Raw genomic sequence first — 13,210 nt, forward strand, 5'->3', positions numbered from 1 at the left:
AAGGCTTCTAACCGCAAGGACTGTGGAGATAGCCTAATAAATTAGAGTTCGATAGAACTCTTTACTTAGGAATCCCCCTCTTCTAAACGAAGTGAAAGTGGGGGTAGTTCAAGTACCCATGAAACAAAATTCTTATTATGGGAATCATCTCTTTTGTTAAGTTGATGGGCGTGTATGGTGACCCATTGTAGAGAAATAAGGTGCTGTAAATGGAGCTTAAAGAAGAGAAGTTTGTAATGATAGTTCATCCAGATTATCCGGAACTATGCGGTATAGCACGGATTATAAACCCACGAGATCAAATCATTCGCATTGAGTTTTGTGATGATAAAACTAAGTGGTTGGCTGCTAGTGAGTTTTTAAGACATGCTATACCAGAAGAAAAAAGAGCAGCTAGCAAAAGCTAACTGCTCAAAAATAATAAAAGGGTTTGACTGTAATCAACAGCCTTCTTACAGTATGGGCGAGATTTTGGATTTTATTCGGGTAAACCAAAAGGAACTATTACAATTGCTGAATTAATGCCCTAATAATTTATAAGGCTGTATCATATTGATTTTAAAAAGCGTCTGAGTCTATAGGAAGTATTTGCAACAGAACCAATTTTATTTTTTAAAATCAAAGAACTTGTGACACTCATAATTTATGAGAGAATGCGTTTTTCACCTTGAATTCCTTGAATTGGATTGATGTTTTGTGTGAATTCAAGAGTGCCAATGTATTCTCCATCCTCACTGCGTATAGCAAAATAGCGAATGTATACATATTTATCTTTGAATTTAATCCAGAAATCTTCACAATCTTTGCTTCCAGATTTGAAGTCTTCCAAGAGCTTTTCAACAACATGAACGCTTTTTGGAGGATGGCAGTTTTGGACTGTTCTACCAATTATCGCTTTTGTACGAGCAAAGATTCGTTCTTTTCCATGAGAAAAATAGCGGACAACATCATCTTTGTCAATGTACGTAATATCCACAGGCAAGTGGTTCAACATCAATTCTAATTGTTTTAAAGATAGTATTCCTGTTTCTAAACGAATGAATCCTTCGGATATAACTTCCTCTTGCATCACCTTTCTTTCAGGTTTCCATACACCTGCAGGACCTGTTAAGCAATAGCCAATTTCCTCACTTTCATGAGCGATTTTAACCCATTCGTCTTCCGTAAGAGTTTGAAGTGCCATCGGAAACAAAATATGTTCCTCTTTAAAAATCATTTCACTTGCCTCACAGATGACATAGTAAACACCATCTAAAACAGGCTGTTTATCTCCGTTATAGTTTATTAATTTTTGTTTAACATCTTTAATGGCATTACGAATGACGTCATCGATTCCCCACATTACTTGTGTCGGTCCGTAAATTCCGTATTTTTCTAAATAAGAGAAAAGCAGATTTTCTTTACGGCTGTAGTGCTTATCTACATCTAGCAACATATTTAAATCTTCTATGAGTTTATAGACGTTTTTTTCACTATCTTCTTTTTCGAAATGTTCATAGTGAAGCTGAAGCTTGAAGTTAACAAGCATATCGATTTCTTTGTTTTCAAGCTTAAACGTATGAATTGGATGCCCAGGTTGTTCTTCGGGTTTATCAAATCTATGGATTTCTTCAATGGAACCTTTAAATATAGCTGTATGCACGGAGCATAAACGTTGTACTTCTTCTACTGGAATTCCTTCTTCTTCCATAAGTGCCTGTTCTAGCTTTGAAATTTCCGCAATGGTAATATTACCGACAGCCTCTTCAAATTGCGCCTTTACTTCTTCCACGCTTTTTCCATTATGAAGACTTTTAATAATCTCTTTTAAGATTGTTTGACGTTCAAATTTATTCATATTTTCTTGTTCACGACTGTTAATTATTTCACTCATAAGGACTCTCCTCTATTCTTTAATTTTAAATCCATTAGTTTCAAAAGCTTTTTTTACGATATCGAACGAAATTCCTTTCATCCGACATCCATTTGGAATAGTCATTACACGGCCGGCTGTTCGCAGCATGCCGGAGTTCGTTATATGTTCAAAGCCTAGCTTTTTTAAAATAGGGATGATTTCAGGGTATTGGGTAGCCAAATCACAAACTGTTTGACTAAAGTCAATCATCTTTGTCATCATTCTCACCTCGAAAATTAGTGATATTAATTCTCAATAACAATGTAACATAGAAATAATGAGTAAGGTGTGAGCCAAATCACACGTATGATTTTGGAGAGCTCAATTCATTATTACGCTTAATTCAAGTAGAAACTTGAAGAGAAAACTAGGGAGCATTAGTGGAGTACGCTGCGTAAAAAGAAATGTTAGGGTATAAAATTCAAAAGAGAAACACTATCTGTGATAAAGAGGGATTTTTATCTTGCTACTTGCAGGCAGTAATACTTTCACCTCAAAAATCGGTGAAAATAAAGAAGTTGGGAAGGAGTATTACTGCCCATAAAAGCCTGATTGGTGGAAGGAATAATCAGCAGGGAATGAAGGAACCCCACAGAGAATTTTTGCTTTATACTGGGAATTTCATGCGTGATGTATCTCACAACATGAATGCCTATATCACTTTACAATATAGAATATAAGTCAATGGGAGGGTTTAATCTTGATTAATCGTGATTTTAATGAAAATCCATTTATTGTGATATGGGAGTTAACAAGAGCATGTCAATTAAAATGTCTTCATTGTCGTGCGGAAGCTCAGTATCATCGTCATCCTCTTGAGCTAACATTTGAAGAGGGTAAAAAACTAATTGATGATATATATGAAATGGATAATCCAATGCTTGTTTTTACTGGTGGAGATCCATTAATGCGTCCAGATGTATATGATATTGCGGAATATGCGGTAAAAAAAGGTGTTCGGGTATCCATGACACCAAGTGCTACTCCAAACGTTACAAAAGAAACGATTCAAAAAGCAAAAGAAGTAGGGCTTGCTAGATGGGCATTTAGTTTAGATGGACCGACAGCTGAAATACACGATTATTTTCGAGGGACAGAGGGGTCATTTAAATTAACAATGAATGTGATTCGTTATTTGCATGAATTAAAAATTCCTATTCAAATTAATACTGTTGTTTCTAATTATAATGTGAATGTACTTGAAGATATGGCAATTTTAGTAGAAGAATTAGATTGTGTGCTGTGGAGTGTATTTTTCTTAGTTCCAACGGGGCGTGGTAAGGAAACAGATATGATTTCACCAGCTCAACATGAAAGGGTATTCCAATGGCTATATCAGCTCAGTAAAAAGGTTTCTTTTGATATTAAAACAACAGCTGCTCAGCACTATAGACGCGTTGTTATTCAACAAAAAATGAAAGAAAAGAAAAAAACGGATCAGACTATTCAATATCAGGATGTATTGATGAATGGGATGACGGGGCAAATTGATGGGCTTGGGCGTGCTCCAAAAGGGGTGAATGATGGAAACGGTTTTGTATTTATTTCTCATATTGGAGATGTATATCCAAGTGGGTTATTGCCTATCAAAACCGGTAATGTTAGAACAACACCACTAGCTGATATTTATCGAAACTCCCCCGTCTTTCAAGACTTACGTAATCCGGACAAGTATAAAGGAAAGTGCGGAGTTTGTGAGTTTCGATATGTTTGTGGAGGATCTCGTTCCAGAGCATTTGCGATGACGGGAGATTACATGGAAAGTGAATCTTTCTGTGTATACATTCCAAAAGCATTACGAAAACAGAAAAAAAACGTATAAAAAACGGGACATGAGCACTTTTTACTCATGTCCCGTTTTTTATTTAAGCTTTTGCAATTGCACGTGGAAATAAAATACTATTTTCTAAATGAATATGCTGGAATAAATCAGATTCAAGGGCTTCCAGTCGTTGGTAAACAAGACGATAAGTACCACAAGCATCTTCAGGAGGAGTAAAGTCATTTGTAACCTTACGAAGTTCTTTAATAATATTACCAGCGTGGCTATGTTCATTTTCCAATTCGTCCACTACTTTGCGTAATTTTCATCAGTTGGATTTTGTTTAAATGCTAAAATTAATGGGAAATCTTCTGTTTCTTCTTTAATTAAATGCTGTTCTAATTCAGTTTTTAATTCATGAAATAACTTGTGAATTTGAGCTAAATGAGGTTGATCTGCTCCATGAACGCGTAACACTTTTGTAACATATGGACTTAACAGTGGTAACTCTTCATTTAAATAGCGATGATGCTTATTCACAACATAGTCAATCAATTCGCGATAAGAAGCAGTTTTCCAATCAATTTCAGATTCGTTTAATAGTTTTGTTTCATGATAAAGAGCATTTAACTTTGTGAGAACTTCTACTGCTGATAAATTTCGTTCATTAATAGCATAAATAAGTGGTCTATTACCACCACAGCAAAAATCTATTCTATATGATTTAAAAAGATCACTAGCCTTTGGGAATTGTGTAACAATATCACCAATAATAGAAGTCTCAGTAAATGTATGTTCCATATGAGTGCCGCCATAAAGTTTAAATCAAGAATATCAATATTTTTGAATCTATGTGATGATATACACCACTTGTTATGTGTTAATTTCATCATCAGTTCTTTTGTCTTGCTATTGGGGGAACGGTAATAGTTCCTTTTCAAAATTTAAAGAGCAATTAAAAATAGGCAGGAGGTACAGCCCAATTGGTGAGGGTTAATAATTAGTGGAGGATGAAGAAACCTCCACTGATAAAAGTTTCACTTTAAAAGTACAGTACATTTATTTTAATCGTATAATGCGTTGATTGGAGCTCCCACGAAAGGGAAGTGTCAAATCTCTTTTTTCGAGTTCAAATCTCCCATCAACTAAAACATCTCCATAATGTAATAACTCTGCCCTATCGTTGTTTTGAGAATTCTGGATTTCTTCTAACGTATAACCAGTGTAAATCCATAGGTTCTTGTTTAAACCTTTCACAGCTTTTGCCACCTTTTTGACCTCGGCAGCTTGAAAAAATGGATCACCACCTGAAAATGTTACATCAGTTAGTGGATTTTTGGCAATTTCTTTTATTATTTCTTCCACGCTCATCTCGGTACCGTTACAAAGATTCCACGATTTTGGGTTATGGCAGCCTAAACAATGATGCGAACAGCCCGCAAAAAACACAACTGTCCGTAGCCCTTCACCATCTACTACACTATCATGAATAATGTTCATTACTCTCATTTATGTTTTACTCGATCCGCTTCTTCACTACGCTTTGCCTTGTTCCATTTCGACATGTCCCCAACGAGGTATCCAGTTATGCGGCGGATTCTTTCAATATGATGTTCTTCTTCATTTCCACAGCTTGGGCATCCATCTTCAATTACTCCATTATAGCCACAACATTTACAACGATCCACCGGGTGATTAATAGAGCCGTATCCAACCCCATATTGCGCCATTGCCTGTACAATTTGTTTTAAAGCCTTTTGATTATGAATTGCCACTCCGTCCAATTCAATATATGTAATATGGCCACCATTACAAAGGGCATGAAACGGTCCTTCTAAACGGATTTTATCAATTGCTTGAATAGGATAATAAACCGGAATATGAAATGAGTTCGTATAATAGTTATGATTTGTTACATCTGTAATGATTCCAAATTCAGCTCGATCTTTTTTGATAAACTTCCCTGATAGCCCTTCTGCAGGAGTTGCAATTAATGAGAAATTCAACCGATGATCTTCTGTTGCTTGGTCCATTTTTTTTCTCATAAAGGTCACGATTTCATTACCAAGTTTCCATGAATGTTCATCTTCTCCGTGGTGTTTTCCTGTTAAAGCAACTAAGCATTCCGCAAGTCCAATAAAACCAATGCTCAACGTTCCTTGTTTTAAAATTTCAGCAACTGAATCTCCTGGTTGCAATTTTTCACCACTGCGCCAAATCCCTTGTGAATATAGGAATTGAAAATCTCTTGCTTTTTTTGTGCACTGATACGCATATCTTTCTAACAATTGATGAATGCCGAGATTGATATAATGGTTCAACGATTCAAAAAATACTTCTTTTGATTCACTTATTAAAGCTAATTTTACTAAATTAATAGATGTAAATGATATATTTCCTCTTCCAATCGCTGTTTCTTCTCCATGAATATTAGACATTACGCGGGTACGACAGCCCATATAACATACTTCACTTTCAGGGCGACCATCATAATGCACCGCATTAAATGGTGCATCTAAAAATGAAAAATTAGGGAACAATCGTCTCGCTGTCGTTTCTAAAGCAAGTTCAAATAAATCATAATTTGGATCTCTTTCGTCAAAATTAACACCTTTTTTTAATTTAAAGATTTGAATTGGGAAAATAGGCGTTTCCCCTTTTCCTAAGCCAGCCTGCGTCGCCCGTAATAATTGTCTAATTAACAATCTCCCTTCTTTTGATGTGTCCGTTCCGTAGTTAATCGAAATAAACGCTACTTGTCCACCACCTCGGCTATGCATGCTATTGGAATTATGAATAAATGCTTCACACGCTTGATACGTATCGTTTTCTGTTTCTTTCCATGCAAACTCTTCTATTTGATTTTTTGTTAACGGATACGCCCCTAGTCTTTCCTTATTTCTCTCAAATGTTTTTCTCACATATGGTGCTAAATCGATATCAAACATGGCAAAGGATTGACCACCGTGCTGCATGTTTTGATTTGCTTGAAGAATAATAGAAGAGAGTGCCAACGCACTTTTAATATCTTGTGGTTGCCTCATATGGCCATGTCCTGTGTGGAATCCATTTCCAAGCAGTTGCGCTAAAGGAATTTGTGAACACGTTGTCGTGCCTGTCGTATAAAAATCTAAATCATGTGGATATAAAATATTTTGATTGATTGCTTTTTTTTCTTGCTTAGAAAGCAAATGTTCCATTGCATAAAATTTTGCACTCTCCGATGCAAATGTTCCCATTATTCCCATTGGAGATCGACCATCCACATTTGCATTTTCTTGCATTAAATCTTGATCGTTATTCTGTATAATTGTGTGAAATGTTGTCCATAAATCATCCCACTCCCACGGTTGTTGTGTTTTGTTTGATGGATTCATTCAACTCACCCCTATTCGATATATTGTGTTTCGGACGATTGAATAATACTACATATAGATTGATTTTGCAATGATACTAAAAAACATAATATCTATAAAGTAATATAGTGTTGGAAACTCGTATGTTTATATAAATATAAATTTAAAAAATGATATAAATCCCTTCTTTTTAGGAGGGAGAGAGCATTCGGTCTTCTATAGAAGCGGTCAGATTCTTTTCTGTTCATGCGAAGTAAAAATAAAAAGAGAAAATGAGTGCAGGTCACCTTTTGGTATCTATAGCCATGGCTTATCTGTCGAAAAATCAAACTAGATTTATATAGATTTATTTCCCCGCTCTGAATCTCCTGATCTTAGATTTTCAGAGTGCAGGATAATCAACAGAGATGAGAAAACTCACTGATAAAATTTTCACTTTATAAAATAAAAGGTATAAAAAAACAGAATGCAGTGATTTCACTCACAGTATCCTTTTTCAGCATAGTTTATCATTTAAGAGAAGAGTGAGTATGAAAAATTTATTTTATTCCGCTATTCGGGAATAGTAATACTCCGATGGGTGGGGGATGAGTATCAGTGAGGGAAGAACCTCCACTGATAGAAGTTTCACTTTATAGAGTTAATGATTTGCATTCTTTTGGTTAGCATTGGTATATCAAATTGTTAATAAAGAACTTTGAGTGTGAGGTGTTGAAAGAATGAAATTAATTATTCCAAAGCAGCATGGAGCTTGGGGAATGTTGTTTATTCCTTTTGTTTTGGGTATTTTAATTGGTAAATGGACATGGTATCATATATCCCTTTTGTTAGCATGGTTATTTGTATACTTGGCTACATATCCTTTGTTAATGTATGTAAAACAACCAAGAAAGAAGTATTACTTACATTGTTTCTTTCTGTATTTTAGCGTGACTTGTGTGTGTGCGATCATTGCTCTTATATATGAATGGCGTACAGTGTTCTTTTCTATTATTATGCTTCCATTTTTTTTCATTAATATTTATTTTTCTCGCAAAAAAAACGAACGAGCTTTACTAAATGATATATGTGCTATTATTTTGTTTTGTATAGGGGGAATCATTAGTTATTATTTCACAATGAAAACAATTGATGAGAATATATTGATGATAGCGACTATATCATTTTTATATTTTATGGGAAGTACGTTTTATGTAAAAACGATGATTCGTGAAAAAAAGAATCCAACGTATCGCTTTGTTTCATGGTGGTATCATTCTTTACTTGTGATTGCTACTTTAATTGTATCACCATGGATTACCATTATTTTTATCCCAAGTTTGATACGGTCTATAGTTTTTTATGGTAGAAATATTTCGATTTTAAAAGTGGGTATTTTAGAGATTATAAATTCTATTTACTTTTTTATTGCAACAATATTAGTATTTGAATTTTTTATCTCGTAAAATCTCGATTGGTGAAAGCTAATAGTTTCTTACAATTATTAAAATACAGAAGCGTCTTAAGGTGTTTTGATTTAAATCAAAGTGGAATTAAATTTTCTTTCATATATTTATAATTATTCAAATACTAAATACTGAAAGGACTGTATAAATAATGACATTTTATCAAATGTTAATGCCTTATTATGATGAGATTTTTCCGGTAAATGGAAACCAACTGAATTTTATTACCTCTTATTTACAAGTGGGAAATTCTGTACTTGATGTAGGTGCAGGAACAGGAAATGTAGCCAAAGCATTAGTTGAAAAGGGGTTTACTGTTACGGCAATGGAGCCAGAGAAGATGATGGCTGCTAAAATTTGTGAGAAAGCTGCAATCCACGAAGGGAAATTTCAGGTAAATACATTTGGAATGCAACAAATAGACAATGTACCTAGGATATTTGATGGTATTTATTGTATTGGAAATACCCTTGTTCATTTAGATAATATGAAAGAAATTACTGATTTTCTTCAAAAATCTTTTGAAAAACTAAAAAAAAATGGGAAATTGATTATTCAAATTATAAATTATGAAAAAGTATTAAATCAAAAAAAGTTCATTTTTCCAGTTATTAAGAAGAAACATTTCTCATTTAAGCGAGATTATGCAATTGAAGGAGAAAAAGTATTATTTACTGCAACATTGAATGTCGATGATAAAGAAGTCTCAAATAGTATTCCATTATATCCTATTACAAAACAAGAATTATTGCCAATATTAACAGAGTGTGGTTTTCAGTCAGTAGAAGCATATGCAAATTTCGAGAAAAAAGCATATTCATCTGATGGCCCAGCATTAGTTATTGTAGCTACAAAATAAATATCAAATAAAAAATACCTTAGTGAAGAATTTTTTCTTTTACTAAGGTATTTTTTATTTATTCTTTCAAAATGTGATTCAAGTCCTCTTTTTATCTTAGGAGAATATTTATAATAAATTTGTTGTTAACAGATGACAATTAGGAGGAATGAAAAAATATGAACAGAGAAATTAAGCTAACAGAAGATATATATTGGGTTGGAAAGATTGATAATAGAGAGGTTCCGTTTCATCGTTTAATTTTAGCAAAAGGAACAACTTATAATGCATATCTTCTAAAAACTGAAAAACCAACAGTGATTGATACAGTTGATATAGAGTTCGGAAGAGAATTTGTAGAATCCTTAAGCAAATTAATTGATCCACAAGAAATTCAGTATATCGTAGTGAATCATACAGAGCCTGATCATTCAGGCGGCTTGGCAGCATTAGCATCAAGAGCTACAAATGCTACAATTGTATGCACAGAAATTGCAGTACCTGAAATACAAGAAATGTATAAGCTGCATAATCGGAATTTTTTAATTGTAAAAGATGGTGATACATTAGATATTGGTGGAAAAACATTAAAATTTAAAGAAACTCCATATCTCCATACAGAAGAAACGATGATTACCTACTGCGTAGAGGATAAAATTTTATTTCCATGTGATATTTTTAGTACTCACGTAGCAAATAATGAAATGTTTAATGATGAAGTGAATGAGGATATTATAGATGATTTTATTGGCTATTATAATGCAATCATTCATCCACATAGAAGATATGTTAGAACGTTAATGGAGGCACTACAAGATTTAGACGTAAAAATGATTGCTCCATCCCATGGATACATTTTACGGAAAGATGTACAAAAATATATCGATTTATATGCAGAAATGAGCAAAGATACAACTCAAGGTAAAAAAGTAACAATTGTATATACAACAATTAAAAATAATACTAAAAAAATGGCGAATATCATTAAAGAAACATTTGAGGCAGAGAATATTAAAGTAAGAGTATTTAATGCTGATAAATCAGATAAAGCTGAAATTCTAGAAAGCATTCAACAAGCAGATGCAATTTTCTTTGGGTCTTCAACTAAATACGCAGATATGATTGGAAACTTAGAAGAAATTTTAAAAGAAATGAAAGAAATAAACTTAGAAGGGAAAATTGCAGCTGCGTTCGGGTCGTATGGTTGGAGTGGTGAAGCAATTGAGGTAATACAAGATTATTTAAATGAGACAAACATGAATGTACAAAGTACATCAAATGTTATTAAATCTACAGGTATGACTCATGTTGAATTCCCTATTCGTATAAGGTTCTCTCCGAAGGATGAAGAAAAAACACAAAGAATTAAACATGCAACAACATTTGTCACAGATTTATTATTAAGTTCTATTTAATAGAAAAACGTAGGTGAAAACATGGAAAAGAATTTTGTTATTATCGGAAGCGGAGTAGCTGCTGTAAATGCTGCAAAAACAGTTAGAGACGATGACAAGGATTCAAATATATTCATTTTTGGTGAAGAATCATCTTTACCCTATAACAGAATTAAACTATCAAAAGAGCTATATTCAGATTTGCACAGTGAAAAAGTTTTAATTAAAAAAGAAAAGTGGTACCAAAATAATAATATATCAGTTTTCACAAATAAAAAGGTAGTAAACATTGATACAGAGCAGCAACATATTGTTACATCAAATAATGAAAAAATTTCTTATTACAAACTATTAATTTGTACAGGTGCAAATAATAAAAGGCTACCAGTAGATGGAATAAATAAAAAAAATGTTTTTACTATTAGAGACATGCATGAAGCGGATAACTTTAAAACATGTTTAGAAGATAGAAAGAATGTTGTAAACATTGGCGGAGGTGTACAAGGATTAGAAACAGCTTGGTCTATTATGAAAGCTGGTAAAAAGGTATCCATTGTAGAAGTTGCCGCTACACTAATGGGAAGACAATTAGATGAAAAAACTTCTCTTCTATTAAAACAAAAAATTGAAAGTGCAGGAGTAAAAGTATATTTAAATACTACTATTGATTCTATTCTTGGAGAAGAAGAAGTAACTGGAATTAAAGTGAACGGTGATCAAATAATCGCTTGTGATAGTGTTATTTATTCAATTGGAGTCACCCCTAACATTTCACTAGTGAATAATACTCCTATCCACGTAAATAGAGGTATTGTTGTCAATGAGAAGATGGAAACGAATGTGGCATCTGTCTATGCTGCTGGTGATGTAGCAGAGGTAAATGGTGAAACTGACGGGCTATGGGGACGAGCAATGGATCAAGGGAAAATAGCAGGAAGTAATATGGCTTCTATTCCTGCAACTTATAAGAAAGCAATCCCAACTACTATCTTTAATGCATTCAATGTATCTTTATTTTCAATTGGATTCGTTGATGAAAAACAATGTGATACAACTATCGTTGAAGAAGATGACAAAGAGAAGTATACAAGATTATTTATCAAGGATAATAAAATAGTGGGTGTTATCTCATTGGAAGGAGTAGTTGCATCCATCCCTTACAAGTCTGCTATTGAAAAACAAGTATCATTAGAAGAGATTGATATGAAAAATACGAATATAAGTGAAATAATGAGCAAGGTAAAAGAGAAACTATAATCTTAATATGATAATAGAAAGAGGGCATTATAATGAAAAAATATATTTGTTTACCATGTGGTTATATTTATGATCCAGTAATTGGAGATCCGGATGAAGATATAGAACCAGGAACAAGTTTTGAAGATTTACCAGAAGATTGGGTATGTCCAGTATGTGGAGAAGATACTGAACACTTTGCACCAGTAGAAGAATAGAAAAAGAAAAAGTAACGAGAAGATGGTATAATTTCTCGTTACTTTTTTATATGAAAAGAATTTTTTGATGTGATTTGAGTCACTAGTGTATTCTTTAGGACAAGATATAATAATTTAAATACTATTGTTCAAAATTTAGCGAAAGAAGAAAGGGTAGATGAGGAAATATGCAAAAAAATTGTTATCTAAAAAATGTGGTACTACCTTGTCCTAGAAAGGTACTAATCTTTAAGTCCTTATCTGATGAGGAAATTTTAAAAATAGCCTCAATGACAAAACATAAACAGTTTAAAAAGGGACAATCATTAATTTATGAAGGAGCGAAGTCAGATACATTATTTATTATTAATCAGGGGCAAGTAAAGTTATCTAAATTGACTCTACAAGGAAAAGAACAAATTTTGCATATATTAACAAGTGGTGAATGTTTCTGTGAATTAAACATATTTAATTCCGAGGAAGAAAGTAATTTTAGTGCATATGCGATGGAAGATACGAAAATTTGTATGTTAACAAAAACTGATATGGATAGTATTATGGAGAGAAATCCAAGCATTGCATTAAAATTATTAAAGACTGTTACAAAACGATTAGCGCAAACAGAGAATTTAGCGCACAATCTAGCAACGAATGATCCAGAAGTTAGAATTGCTTATATAATTCTAGAGTTTTGTGAAAAGTATGGTAAGGATACTGACAAAGGAATACTTATAAATTTACCGTTAACACGAGAAGAGATGGCAAATTATATAGGGATGACAAGGGAAACAATCAGTCGTAAATTTAGTAAATTTGAAGACTTGGGATTCATTACATCAATTGGGAATAAACAGTTAATGGTTAAAGATACGGCAGCCTTTAGAAAATATATGGAGTAGCTAAGTTGTATTGAATTAGTCAAACGGTATTGTTAATGGTTCTGGTGCAAAAACTATAAGGCTCATGTAACGAATCTCTGAAACTTGGACATACTGATACTAGTACTTTAAAAAAGGACGTGATTAGTATGGAAAAGCAAAACTGCTTCTGGTGCAAACACTCCAAAAGGTTCTGGTGCGAAAACTTCA

General features: G+C 33.3%; 12 protein-coding genes and 1 pseudogene. 8 read left to right on the forward strand and 5 right to left on the reverse strand.

Annotation, left to right across the window (positions count from 1 at the left end; translation table 11 throughout):
• Positions 1-209: 209 nt before the first annotated feature.
• Complete coding sequence (locus B5P40_RS25135; protein WP_258402184.1) at positions 210-407, forward strand: hypothetical protein; 198 nt, start codon at positions 210-212, stop codon at positions 405-407.
• Positions 408-643: 236 nt separating this feature from the next.
• Here the strand turns inward: B5P40_RS25135 and B5P40_RS25140 are convergent, their stop codons facing one another.
• Positions 644-1,873 carry a DUF438 domain-containing protein gene (locus B5P40_RS25140; RefSeq protein WP_113710109.1) on the reverse strand — a complete coding sequence of 410 codons (1,230 nt, stop codon included), beginning with the start codon at positions 1,871-1,873 and terminating at the stop codon, positions 644-646.
• Between the two features lie 12 nt (positions 1,874-1,885).
• Positions 1,886-2,113, reverse strand: a complete 228-nt coding sequence (locus tag B5P40_RS25145) for a DUF1858 domain-containing protein (protein ID WP_113710110.1) — start codon at positions 2,111-2,113, stop codon at positions 1,886-1,888.
• A gap of 481 nt (positions 2,114-2,594) precedes the next feature.
• Between B5P40_RS25145 and B5P40_RS25150 the strand changes: the two genes are divergently transcribed.
• Entirely contained in the window at positions 2,595-3,716 is a 1,122-nt protein-coding gene (locus B5P40_RS25150; RefSeq protein ID WP_113710111.1) for a TIGR04053 family radical SAM/SPASM domain-containing protein, read from the forward strand.
• Between the two features lie 43 nt (positions 3,717-3,759).
• Here B5P40_RS25150 and ric read toward each other — a convergent pair.
• The 3 genes and pseudogenes from ric to B5P40_RS25165 form a co-directional block, all read right to left on the reverse strand.
• Positions 3,760-4,457, reverse strand: a pseudogene (ric, locus tag B5P40_RS25155) (iron-sulfur cluster repair di-iron protein).
• Positions 4,458-4,715: 258 nt separating this feature from the next.
• Positions 4,716-5,165, reverse strand: a complete 450-nt coding sequence (gene nrdG, locus B5P40_RS25160) for an anaerobic ribonucleoside-triphosphate reductase activating protein (RefSeq protein WP_078177354.1) — start codon at positions 5,163-5,165, stop codon at positions 4,716-4,718.
• Positions 5,162-7,033 (reverse strand): anaerobic ribonucleoside triphosphate reductase, encoded by a 1,872-nt coding sequence (locus B5P40_RS25165; protein WP_113710112.1) that lies wholly within the window; start codon positions 7,031-7,033, stop codon positions 5,162-5,164. The genes nrdG and B5P40_RS25165 overlap by 4 nt, the downstream gene beginning before the upstream one ends.
• 698 nt (positions 7,034-7,731) lie before the next feature.
• On the opposite strand from B5P40_RS25165, the gene B5P40_RS25170 reads away from it, so the two are divergent.
• The 6 genes from B5P40_RS25170 to B5P40_RS25195 all read left to right on the forward strand — a co-directional run bounded on the left by B5P40_RS25170 (position 7,732) and on the right by B5P40_RS25195 (position 13,021).
• On the forward strand, positions 7,732-8,457 hold the full coding sequence (locus B5P40_RS25170; protein ID WP_113710113.1) for a YwiC-like family protein: 726 nt from the start codon (positions 7,732-7,734) through the stop codon (positions 8,455-8,457).
• A gap of 151 nt (positions 8,458-8,608) precedes the next feature.
• On the forward strand, positions 8,609-9,316 hold the full coding sequence (locus B5P40_RS25175) for a class I SAM-dependent methyltransferase (RefSeq protein ID WP_113710114.1): 708 nt from the start codon (positions 8,609-8,611) through the stop codon (positions 9,314-9,316).
• 158 nt (positions 9,317-9,474) lie between these two features.
• The gene (locus B5P40_RS25180) at positions 9,475-10,710 is read left to right on the forward strand and encodes an FprA family A-type flavoprotein (protein WP_078177350.1); all 1,236 of its coding nucleotides are present in this window, start codon (positions 9,475-9,477) and stop codon (positions 10,708-10,710) included.
• Between the two features lie 21 nt (positions 10,711-10,731).
• The gene (locus tag B5P40_RS25185) at positions 10,732-11,946 is read left to right on the forward strand and encodes an NAD(P)/FAD-dependent oxidoreductase (RefSeq protein WP_113710115.1); all 1,215 of its coding nucleotides are present in this window, start codon (positions 10,732-10,734) and stop codon (positions 11,944-11,946) included.
• A 32-nt stretch (positions 11,947-11,978) separates the two neighbouring features.
• Positions 11,979-12,143 carry a rubredoxin gene (gene rd / locus B5P40_RS25190; protein WP_078177348.1) on the forward strand — a complete coding sequence of 55 codons (165 nt, stop codon included), beginning with the start codon at positions 11,979-11,981 and terminating at the stop codon, positions 12,141-12,143.
• Between the two features lie 167 nt (positions 12,144-12,310).
• Positions 12,311-13,021: a Crp/Fnr family transcriptional regulator gene (locus B5P40_RS25195; protein WP_078177347.1), complete on the forward strand. Its 711-nt coding sequence runs from the start codon at positions 12,311-12,313 to the stop codon at positions 13,019-13,021.
• The last annotated feature ends 189 nt before the right edge of the window (positions 13,022-13,210 follow it).

The organism is Bacillus sp. SRB_8, from assembly GCF_003264205.1.
GTDB lineage: Bacteria > Bacillota > Bacilli > Bacillales > Bacillaceae_G > Bacillus_A > Bacillus_A mycoides.